The following is an 11,311-nucleotide window of genomic DNA, read 5'->3' as shown; positions in this document are numbered from 1 at the left end:
AGGGGTAATAAATAAAATGATCCCCGGGCCATGGCCCGGCGATCATTTTATTGTGTAGTTATTCATCACGGGTTTTAGGGAAGGTATCTTTCTTCCATTACTTTTTTGTGGTGATTGAAATGCCCGATGGTCACAAAGCCAAAACTTCTTGCAGTGGCCGGGTTGTTATTGGATACACCGGGAAAATCCAGCATTTCATCCGTGAAGCTTTTATACATCCATCCGGTACCTTTTCGAACGGCCAGGAATTCATCAACCAGGTCCTGCCATTTCCGGCTGTTGGCGTTTGAATTCGCCGCATACCCGTTCTCATCAAATCCCGGCAGCGAAGCGGTTTCTTTCCTGGCAAAGCACAGCGCCCGGTAATTGAATATCCGCTCGGCATCAATGATGTGCTGCAGCAGTTCCTTCAGCGTCCATTTCCCCGTATCATACGCATACATGGATTTTTCTTCCGTTATGGAGGATAAGAATTGCTTTATCACCGGCAACTGGTTTTCAAATGCGGTAAGCAGGTCATCATCCGGTACCTGGTCAATATACCGTTTGAAATAACTGGAATAGGAGGAGGGAGCAGGTTTTGCCATGGCGAATGGTTTTTTATTTATGAAAGATAAAATTAAAATAAAATTAAGATGAACAGTTCATTTCCTTTGTGCAAAAAAAAGATCCTTTCACCAGGGAAAGGATCTTATAATAATTCAGCGGAAGGATATTATCCCTTCTTGTTCTTCTTCATCTTAGGCTTCGGCAGCACTTCTTTTTCTTCCTTTGTCTCACCTTTTAATGTAGATGCCAGTTTCACCGCTTCATAGGCATTTACAATACCGCCGGTACGGCAAAGATCACTGAGATCAACGGTTTCATCCGAACCGGGCTTGTTTACCTTGTAATCGGGCTTTTGGGCCGATTTTTCAATTACGTATTTCAACTGCTTTGCAGAAAGCGTGGGGAAGTACTCCAATGTTAATGCCGCTATGCCTGCCACCAGGGGGCAGGCCATACTGGTACCCTGTAAATTACCATAATTATTCCCCCCGGGGATGGTGGAATAGATCTTCACGCCCGGAGAAAAAACATCTACTTCTTTTTTTCCATAATTGCTGAAAGAAGCAGACAGGCCTCCCGATTTTGGATCCCCGCTGGCACCAACGGTGATCACATTGCCGGCCCTTCCGGTTCCGTTCAGGTATACCGGGTTCGGGAAATTATCGGCAGTATCCACATTCTTTGCATCATTGCCGGCCGCATGAACCAGCAATACATTTTTACTTTCGGCATAGGCAAAGGCCTCATCCACCCAATGCTTCTGGGGTGAAAAACTCTTTCCAAAACTCATGCTGATGATCTTTGCGCCGTTGTCAACTGCATACCGGATGGCCAACGCAATATCCTTGTCGTGTTCATCGCCGTCGGGTACTGCCCGCAGCATCATGATGCGTACATTATCTGCAATGCCATCCGTTCCTTTGCCATTATTCCGGGCGGCTGCAATGATGCCCGAACAGTGTGTGCCGTGCAGGGGAGTGGATGCCATGATATCGTTGTTGCCATAACCCCGGTCGTTGAAATTGGTTTCATCATCGCCCACAATATTCCTGCGGTATTCAACCGGCGGTTTTACTTTGGCCTCCGCTTTTCGCTGTTCCCCTTCTATATACTCAATGTATTCTTTGAGGCCGCCGATCAGTTCCTTACTGGTCTGGTCCATCAGGTTATTGGCCTTCATGATACCCAGGAAATCATTCTTTGCCTTTCTTTCTGCAAATGATTTGGTGGTGTATTGATCCAGGTCGTTCCCCGTAAAGGTATCCCGGGCCAAAGCGATCCGTAAAACACTGTCGCTTTTTATCAACGTGTTCTGAAGGTCTTTCAGACTTTCAATGTCCACATCCTTAAAGTCATTTTCCTTGCCGTCATCGTTGGTCATTTCTGCCTTAGCCTTTAAATACATCTCGTATTCATAGGCTTCCTTTTTGTTTAAGGATTCTTTATTTACCTGCCTGTTATCCCACTTGCTTTTCAGGCTGTAATACACCCGTGCCCCTTCGTAACTGTCTTCTTTCACGCTGCGGCCATCTTTTCCACCCAGGAAATTCCAGCCATGTATGTCATCAATATAGCCGTTGCCGTCATCATCGATACCATTGCCGGGAATTTCTTTCGGGTTGGTCCACAAAACAGGTTTCAGGTCCTCGTGCAGGGTGTCAATACCGCTGTCAATGACCGCCACAACAACCGTTTTGCTTTTCAGGTTCTTGCTTTTCAGGAATTCGTACGCCTTATCGGCACTTACGCCGTAGTAGCCGGTAGCTGTTTTATCCATCATATGCCAGCCTTTTGGCACTTCTTCTTTTGCCGTTTGGGCATAAGAAACAGCACTCAGAAATAACAGGATAACAGCGGTTTTTAAAAATTTATTCATAGCTGCATAATTATTTTTATCGAAATTAGATATTGCAGCCTTAACAGCCGCACCACCAGTATTTATTTACAAAACTTTATAGGTTGAACTTAATGCCCTGTGCCAGGGGCAGTTTATCGGTATAATTGATGGTATTGGTCTGCCTGCGCATGTATACCTTCCAGGCGTCGCTGCCGCTTTCACGGCCGCCGCCGGTTTCTTTTTCGCCGCCAAATGCACCGCCTATCTCTGCTCCTGAAGTGCCGATGTTCACGTTGGCAATGCCGCAATCGCTTCCGGCATGAGAGAGGAATTTTTCAGCTTCCCGTAAATTATTCGTCATGATGGCCGATGATAATCCCTGCGGTACCCCGTTCTGCATAGCTATCGCTTCATCCATGGTCTTGTACTTCATCAGGTACAGGATGGGGGCAAAGGTCTCATGCTGTACAATGGCAAAACTGTTCTTTACTTCGGCAATGCATGGTTTTACATAACAACCGCTTTCATATCCTTTGCCTTTCAGTACGCCGCCTTCCACTACAAATTTTCCGCCTTCCGCCTTGCATTTTTCAATGGCATCCAGGTACATCTTCACCGCATCTTTATCGATCAGCGGACCCACATGGTTCTTTTGATCAAGCGGGTTGCCGATCTTAAGCTGCTTATATGCATTCACCAGTTTATCCCTGAACTTATTGTAGATCTTTTCATGAATGATGAGCCTGCGTGTGCTGGTACATCTTTGTCCTGCTGTACCCACAGCGCCAAAGGCAGCGCCTATCAGGGCCATATCAAGATCGGCGTCAGCTGAAATGATGATGGCATTGTTGCCGCCCAGTTCCAGTAAACTTCTTCCCAGGCGCTGACCAACGGCCGCACCCACGGCTTTACCCATCCGAGTACTGCCTGTTGCCGACAGCAAAGGGATCCTTGTATCATTACTCATCCATTCGCCCACATTCCTTCCGCCGCAAATGATATTTGAAACGCCTTCGGGCACATTGTTCTTTTTGAACACAGGCTGAATGATGTTCTGGCAGGCGATGGCACAAAGGGGTACTTTTTCGCTCGGCTTCCATATACATACATCACCACATACCCAGGCAAGGGCAGCATTCCAGCTCCATACCGCCACGGGGAAATTAAAGGCCGAGATAACGCCAACGATCCCCAGCGGGTGATACTGTTCATACATCCGGTGCCCGGGCCTTTCGCTGTGCATGGTCAACCCATGTAATTGTCTTGATAGGCCAACGGCAAAGTCGCAGATGTCGATCATCTCCTGCACTTCGCCCAAACCCTCCTGGAGGCTCTTGCCCATTTCGTAACTTACCAGTTGACCAAGGGCCTGTTTATTCTTTCTTAATTCTTCCCCCACCTGTCTTACTACTTCCCCGCGTTTTGGCGCAGGCCACATTCTCCATTCCAGAAAAGCCTCCTGTGCTTTTTTGATAACGGCTTCATAACTTTTTGCATCGGCGCCTGTAACCGTGGCAATCCGTTTTCCGTCAACGGGAGAGCAGGAATCAAGTTTTTCACCTTTTGCTTTTATTGAAGTTGATCCGGTGGAAACACCGTCATTGGTTGCCTTTACATTTAATGTCTTTAGAATATCCATGTGAACGGGATGATTTATCGTTAAAAATTGAGCCGCAAGTTACCGAATCGGGGGGAAACGGGATTCAGGATTCAGGATTCAGGATTCAGGATTCAGGATTCAGGATTCAGGATTCAGGATTCAGGATTCAGGATTCAGGATTCAGGATTCAGGATTCAGGATTCAGGATTCAGGATGCGGGATGCAAGATACAGGATAGGGCCGCCGCATTATCCGGTTTCCCTCTCTTTTATCCTGAATCCTGTATCCGGTATCTTGGATCCTGAATCAATACTGCTCACTCTCGTTGGGGAAGTCCCGGCTTTTTACATCAGCAATATATTGTTTTACGGCCCCGTCTATCTGTTCGTAGAGGTTGAGGTATTGCCGGAGGAACCGGGGTTTGAATTCGGTATTGATGCCCAGCATATCGTGCATTACAAGCACCTGCCCGTCGCAACTGCCGCCGGCCCCAATGCCGATGGTGGGTATGTGCAGGCTTTCACTTACCTCTTTTGCCAGTACCGCCGGGATCTTTTCCAGCACAATGGCAAACGCACCGGCTTCCTGGAGCAGCAGGGCGTCTTTTTTTAGTTTTGCGGCTTCGTCAATTTCTTTTGCCCGCACGTTGTACGTACCGAACTTATAAATGCTTTGCGGGGTCAGTCCCAAATGCCCCATTACGGGGATACCGGCGCTCACGATCTTTTTGACCGAGTCCAGCACTTCTTCGCCTCCTTCCAGTTTTACCGAGTGGCCGCCGGTCTCTTTCATGATCTTAATGGCTGAAGCAAGCGCTATATCTGAGTTGGATTGATAGTAACCAAAGGGCATATCCACCACCACCAGGCAACGGTTGATGCCCCGTACCACACTTTGTGCATGGTAGATCATCTGGTCGAGGGTGATGGGCAGGGTGGTCTCATGGCCCGCCATTACATTGCTGGCGCTGTCGCCCACCAGGATGATGTCGATACCCGCAGCATCAAATATCCGGGCAAAGGAAAAATCGTAAGCCGTGATCATGGAGATCTTTTCTCCGGCCGCCTTCATTTTCTGCAAGGTATTGGTGGTGACCTTTTTTATTTCTTTGTTGACAGACATAAAAACCGGTTTTAAATGAACGGATGATGCTGGGTGGAGTTGGCTCTGCGTTAGAATAAAACAATTCCGGGGAGCAATGAGGGTGTAAATGTAGAAAGTTTTTCAATTAAAAACTATTTTTAAAACCGGGCGGTATCCGGAGTTTTCCTCATCTGCGGAAGCTGTTTTTACATAAAGGAACAGCTCTTTGATCTTATTGAAAACAATATTGTTTTTGCGGCTGTAATACCAGTCCTGGACCAGTTCTATCCGGGTGATCTTTCCCGGTTCAAAACCGGTGCGGCGGTACTCAAACCCCGAAGGGGTTCCCGTAGAATCATAAACCGGAACCGCGATCCTTGTCTTATTCAACAGGTATTCGTTGATCTCTTCCTTTTTTAACCTGGTATTTGTTTCAACGGAAAAGGCCTCCGGCTTCCCTTCTAAAATAAAGGGCCAGAGCGTTTCAACCAGGTTGCGGTCATAAAGCTGTTTTATATTGCTGATAGCTCCTGCGGAATCCAGATTTATTCTTCGTTTCGTTTCAGTGAGAAACATGTCTTTTCTTTTCTTACGCAGGGGATGGTTGTATCTAAAACTGAAACAGGTACTGAAATAATCACCTGATCCCAGGTAAAGTCCCTGGCTGGTCCGGATAGGCATCATGGGAGAAACCCAGGGTACATAACTTTTTAACCTGCCGTTTTCAACATAAAGGATCTGGATAATGTCAGTAAAAATCAACGAATCTGTATGGAGACCGTTTTTTGAAGTTTCCGGGTCAATGGCAGGGTCATTGCCGGTTGAATCATATGGAAGCAGCCTGTTGCCCGGGTATAACATCACGTTGTCAACAGAGTCTTTGTCGAGGTACGTAATGGGATTTGCATCATTCAGTCCATAATAAACGGGAAGTGTTGCTTTGATCTCTTTTTTGATGAGCCTTTCCAGCAGGAGCCTGTTCAGCTGTACTTTTTCAAATTTCACCTGGTCATTTACATAGGCCGCCCATTCAATGGCTGACTTGCTGATGAATTCATCAAATTGAGTGGCCCCCGTACGGTCTTGTGCATACGATATACTGCTTAACAGGATGAATATACCAGTCAGTGTTTTTATCATGAGGGGTTAACGATGGTTGAAGCCTGTTATTTTTAAGCCGCTGTTAAAATATGACAGATCCCCGTCACAGTGCATCCACTTTTGGCTGCAGGATGCTTACATGTTTTGAAGAAAGGCCCCTTAACTCGTCCACCATTTTCTGCGCCTTTGCTTTATTCTTTTGTTTTACGTACATCAGGCAGGCATAATACCGGGCATTCTCATTTTTGGGATTGAGTTCCATGGCTTTTTTGAAATTGGTTTCTGCATCCGGGTCCTTGCCGGTTTTGTAATAACTGTAACCAAGCTCCACGTAAGCTGCCGTATAGGTGGGCTCTTTTTCTATGGCTGTCTTCAGGTAACTGACCGCTTCACTGAATTGCTCTTTGGAGTTAAGACAGTACCCCATGCCATAGCTGGCTTTCCTTTCAGTAGGATTCATTTCAAGCGTTTTGCGGTACCACTTCATGGCCTCATTCATATCTTTCCTGTTATCCCGGTATACTTCGGCAATGCCATTATAGGGGATATGGCTTTTGGGATCAATAGCTATGGCAGACTTATAATGCCGGATGGCGTCATCATCCTGTTTAAGTTTAAAGCAGGCAAAACCAAGTTCCAGGAATGTGTTCATGTTGTCATTCCTGTACGAAAGCGATCTATTCAACGACTCCTTTGCATTGTTGTATTGCTTCAGTGCATTATAGGTAAAGCCTTTTCGGTACCAGTACAAGTAGTCGGTTATGTCTTTCTTTGAAAATTCCTCGTATTTACCGAACAGGTCCAGTGCATCCTCATAATCATCCCTGGTATAGGCCATATTTCCCAGTTGCTTATACACGCCGGCATAACCGGGTTTCAGCTCCAGGCATTTGTTGTAATAGAAGATCGCCGAATCACTCTTATTCAGTTTCTCAAAGGCATAACCCATTTCAAAATAAAGTTTGGGCGTGGCAACGCCTGTTTGCCTTGCCTTGTGCAGGTAACTGACGGCGCTGTTGTAATTTTTCAGTTCGTTCTGGCACCAGCCGGCCTGGTAGAGTGCATCGGTATGTTTTGGATTGGCAGCAATGGCCTCCTTGAATTTCTCAAAGGCTTCCGAGGTCTTTTTTTCGTCTTTGAGCCGTATGCCCTGGTCATAAGACGCCTGTGCATCTTTGTCGGACTGGGCAATGGAAATGACTGAACTGAATAGTAATGCCAGCAGGAGGGTGATCGTACGGTGATTTTTCATGGTGCGAAGGTATTAAAAAATTAATGCCGGAATCAACGGTTGTTGCGTATTTAACAACATCCGTTCAAATGGCTTTTTGTATACGTTACCGAAAGACGGATCATCTTCTTTAAAACAGTAAGATCTATGTCTTCCAGCTTTTTTATGTAGATGCAGGCTTTGCTGGCCTTGTGTTTACCTAATTTTTTCAGCAGATCTTCCCTTTCTTTGAAACCCGAAGAAAGGTAAAAGGAGAACGCCTGTTTGCGGGGAGAGAATCCACAAAGGGGTGCATCGCCTTCCCGCCCGCTTTCATATTTGTAATGATAGCTGCCAAAGCCGATGATGGCCGGGCCCCACATCTTCGGTTCAAAGCCCGAGGCTTTTTCAAATATCTTCAGCAATTCAAGGCTGTCTGCCTGTTTTGCTTTATCAGCCTTTTTGATAAAGGCGGTCACACTGGCCGATGTTTCCACTGTCTTTGCTTTAGCTTGTGCCATGACTTATTTTGTTTTTGTGAGCGGCAGGTTGTTGAACAATACCAGTTGAAACTGGTTGCGGTTCGTGTTCTCCAGTGTTTGTGCCATGAAACCGGCTTCCATCCTGAAATTCTTATTGATCACATAGCCGATGGAGCCGTAGAGCCGGTTCCGGTCGAACACGGGTGATTCCGCATTTAAAAATACTTCATTATAAGCAGAAAGATAGACCGTGTTTTTGCTCAAGGTCTTATTATTGAGCGGAATATTGAAGGACAGGAAGTAACGAAGCCTGAACTGGAAGTCGCCGGGCAGGAAACGTTCTTCGGCCAGGTAACGGTGCTGGATGAAAACGCGGCCGTAATGCTGCCGGTTTATGAACTGCTGGTAAAGCCGGTGTTCGTTGCTGCCCGACTTATTGTTTGTACCGGGCAGGTAGCGCTGCGAATGGATGAAACCATAGCCCAACAGGATATTGTTGTTGTTCTCCGTAAGGTTATACCCGATGCCTGTCCGTAAAAGCAACTGCTGCAGGTCGCCGGCGAAATTATAATTACGGTACTGCACTTCGTTCCACCAGTTCCATTTTTTACTGATGGACTGGTTGCCGAAATAAATGAACCAGTTGCCTGCGTTTGATCGTTGTGCAACGGCAATGCTGAAGTTGAAAGCGATCAAAACGACCAGGACCGATCTCAGGATGAGGATATTTGTCATGACAGTAACGGATCTGTTCCGGGAAGCAATTTGCAGAAAGAAGGTTGAAGAAACAAATATTATTCATGCCAGGGATTGTTATGTTCAAGGGCCCGGTCTAAGATATTTATATCCAATCCGGCCGGGGCGACAGACCTTTGTGTCCGCTGTTGAGACCAGGTTTGTTGTGATCATTATTGCCAGGCAGTTTTTTAAATTTAAAATGCCGAAAAACAACAGTGATGTGGAAATCTAAATTATTCTGAATATTATTAAATACTAAATTGAGCCACCAAAATTTTGTCTATGTTAAAAAGAATTGCCCTCCTGCAGATATTCATTTCCGTTTACTGCATACACGGTTCGGCCCAATCGCTTGCCATAAACACCGATGGAAGCCCGGCTCACGCAAGTGCCCTGCTTGATGTAAAAAGTACAACCAAAGGCATATTGATCCCCAGGATGACGAAGGCGCAGAAAAATTCCATTGCCACACCGGCTGCCGGTTTGTTGATATGCCAGGTGGCACCCGACAGTACGGGCTTTTATTATTATGACGGCGGCACCTGGATATGGTTATCCAGCAGTTCAACAGGCTGGAGCACGACGGGCAATGCAGGTACGGATACCTCGGTGAATTTTATTGGGACCCTGGATCTGATGCCAGTCCGTTTCAAACAAAACAATTCATGGATCGGCCAGTTTGATATGAACCAAAGTAATTTTTTCATCGGAACCGATGCAGGCATAAGCATTACTACCGGATCGGGTAATACTGCATTCGGAAATAATGCCCTGACCAAAGTAACCACATCCGCTTCCAATACCGCAATTGGAAATAATGCATTGCAGAACACAACCGGCTTGTTTAATACGGCAGTTGGTGCGAACGCATTGTTGAACAACGCTTCCGGAAACAGCAATGTAGCCATAGGGGCCACCTCGTTGGCAAATCACAGATCCGGTGAGAGTAATACCGCTATTGGAAGTAATGCAATGAACGGCGATACAACAGGGTCGAATAATGTTGCTGTTGGTGCAGCAAGCATGTTCAATACAAAAAACACGACCAATAATGTGGCAGTGGGTTATAATACACTGCTGAATAACAGGTCGGGTAACAACAAGACGGCCGTAGGAGCTTCAGCCCTGGCACTGGATACTTCCCTCGCATCAAATACTGCGATCGGTACGCTGGCAATGCTGGCAAATGTCTCCGGGTCGGGCAATGTAGCAGTGGGAGGCTTTGCACTCAAGGCAAATACGGCGGGCAGCCGCAATACGGCCGTGGGAGATTCGGCCATGGTAACCCAGAGCTTTAATGGAGGCGTCAACTATTTTATGGATAATACTGCCGTAGGCTCCAAAGCGCTTTTTTATAACCAGCCTACCAATGCAACCAATGGAGTTAAAAATACGGGCATTGGCAGCGAAGCACTTTACTTAAACACTACCGGCCAGGAAAATACGGCTGTTGGAACCGGGGCACTGCATGATAATATTACCGGCAGCCAGCATACTGCCATGGGCAGAAGCGCACACCGTTTGTCTAAATCCGGTAACTCCACAAGCTATTTCGGTTATGAGAGTGGTTATAACGATTCATTAGGCTCCAGGAATACCGGGATGGGATCATTTGTATTGCGCAACCTTGGCTCAGGAAGTAATAATGTGGCCATAGGTTATGAGGCATTATACAACAGCACCGCATCCAATAATACCGTTATTGGTTTTGTAGCAGCCCGTACTTCCACATCAGCCACCGGTATCCTTGCCGTTGGCGACAGTGCTCTCTTTTCGAACACCGGAAATAATAACCTGGCTATCGGAAGCAGGGCGCTGCGGGATAATATCTCCGGCGCCAGTAACCTCGCCATCGGCCGCAATGCACTGGAAAGTAATACGCTGTGCAGCCAGAATACCGCTATCGGCGAATCGGCCCTGGCAACCATGAATTTTGCTTCCGGTATGTTAAGCAATAATGTAGCAGTAGGTTACCGGTCGTTATTTTCGGTTAACCCTGCTGCAGTCACCAACAGCGGAAACCAGAATACAGCCATAGGAACTTCTACGGCCGATGACCTGGTTACGGGTTATAATAATACCATTGTGGGATATTTGACAGGGAATAACCTCACTACCGGCTTTCAGAATACTTTTATCGGCCATACCAGCGGGGGGGCAACAACCGGCTCGCAGAATACACTGCTCGGCGCCAGTACATTGGCGGGTGCTTCAATCAGCAATGCCACTGCAATCGGGTATGATGCCAGTGTTACCCAAAGCAACAGCATGGTTTTTGGCGATGTGAATGTGACCAGGTGGGGATTCGGCATCAATACCGCCGCTGCCAACATCCTGGAGTTCAATAACGCTGTAACAACGGCCAGGCTTACCACTGGCGGGGTATGGACCGATGTAAGCGACCGGAATAAAAAAACCGACCTGCTGCTGATGGATGGCCGTTCGGTTTTGCAGAAGATCGCGGAAATGCCGGTATACAGGTACCGGTACAGCAATACAGCAGATGAATACCATATCAGTCCCATGGCACAGGATTTTCAAAACCTGTTCCAGGTAGGAGATGGAAAGAGTTTATCGGCCCTGGATAAAAGCGGCGTGGCATTGATCGGTATCCAGCAACTCAAAAAGGAAAATGAAGCGCTGAAAAAGGAACTGGCTGAACTCAAAAAAATGGTGATGGAGAAAATGACGAAAGAATAAGCCTTTCCTGC

At 46.8% G+C, this 11,311-nt stretch carries 9 protein-coding genes; 1 reads left to right on the top strand and 8 read right to left on the bottom strand.

Going from position 1 to position 11,311, the window contains the following annotated elements; translation table 11 throughout:
* Window positions 1-74: 74 nt before the first annotated feature.
* The 8 genes from IPJ02_02975 to IPJ02_02940 form a co-directional block, all read right to left on the bottom strand.
* The gene (locus tag IPJ02_02975; GenBank protein MBK7374549.1) at window positions 75-587 is read right to left on the bottom strand and encodes a DinB family protein; all 513 of its coding nucleotides are present in this window, start codon (window positions 585-587) and stop codon (window positions 75-77) included.
* 128 nt (window positions 588-715) lie between these two features.
* Entirely contained in the window at window positions 716-2,425 is a 1,710-nt protein-coding gene (locus IPJ02_02970; protein ID MBK7374548.1) for a S8 family peptidase, read from the bottom strand.
* Between the two features lie 76 nt (window positions 2,426-2,501).
* Complete coding sequence (locus IPJ02_02965; protein ID MBK7374547.1) at window positions 2,502-4,025, bottom strand: aldehyde dehydrogenase family protein; 1,524 nt, start codon at window positions 4,023-4,025, stop codon at window positions 2,502-2,504.
* Between the two features lie 267 nt (window positions 4,026-4,292).
* Window positions 4,293-5,108, bottom strand: a complete 816-nt coding sequence (gene panB, locus IPJ02_02960) for a 3-methyl-2-oxobutanoate hydroxymethyltransferase (GenBank protein ID MBK7374546.1) — start codon at window positions 5,106-5,108, stop codon at window positions 4,293-4,295.
* Between the two features lie 102 nt (window positions 5,109-5,210).
* Entirely contained in the window at window positions 5,211-6,209 is a 999-nt protein-coding gene (locus IPJ02_02955) for a hypothetical protein (protein MBK7374545.1), read from the bottom strand.
* 64 nt (window positions 6,210-6,273) lie between these two features.
* A complete protein-coding gene (locus tag IPJ02_02950; GenBank protein MBK7374544.1) occupies window positions 6,274-7,422 on the bottom strand; it encodes a tetratricopeptide repeat protein in 1,149 nt (382 codons plus the stop codon).
* A gap of 50 nt (window positions 7,423-7,472) precedes the next feature.
* Window positions 7,473-7,901, bottom strand: coding sequence for a DUF1801 domain-containing protein (locus IPJ02_02945; protein MBK7374543.1), 429 nt, complete (start codon window positions 7,899-7,901; stop codon window positions 7,473-7,475).
* 3 nt (window positions 7,902-7,904) lie between these two features.
* Entirely contained in the window at window positions 7,905-8,579 is a 675-nt protein-coding gene (locus IPJ02_02940) for a DUF2490 domain-containing protein (GenBank protein ID MBK7374542.1), read from the bottom strand.
* 303 nt (window positions 8,580-8,882) lie between these two features.
* Between IPJ02_02940 and IPJ02_02935 the strand changes: the two genes are divergently transcribed.
* The gene (locus IPJ02_02935) at window positions 8,883-11,300 is read left to right on the top strand and encodes a tail fiber domain-containing protein (GenBank protein MBK7374541.1); all 2,418 of its coding nucleotides are present in this window, start codon (window positions 8,883-8,885) and stop codon (window positions 11,298-11,300) included.
* Window positions 11,301-11,311 lie beyond the last annotated feature (11 nt).

The organism is Chitinophagaceae bacterium, from assembly GCA_016710165.1.
Lineage (GTDB): Bacteria > Bacteroidota > Bacteroidia > Chitinophagales > Chitinophagaceae > Ferruginibacter.
This window is presented reverse-complemented; position numbering and strand designations above follow the sequence as displayed.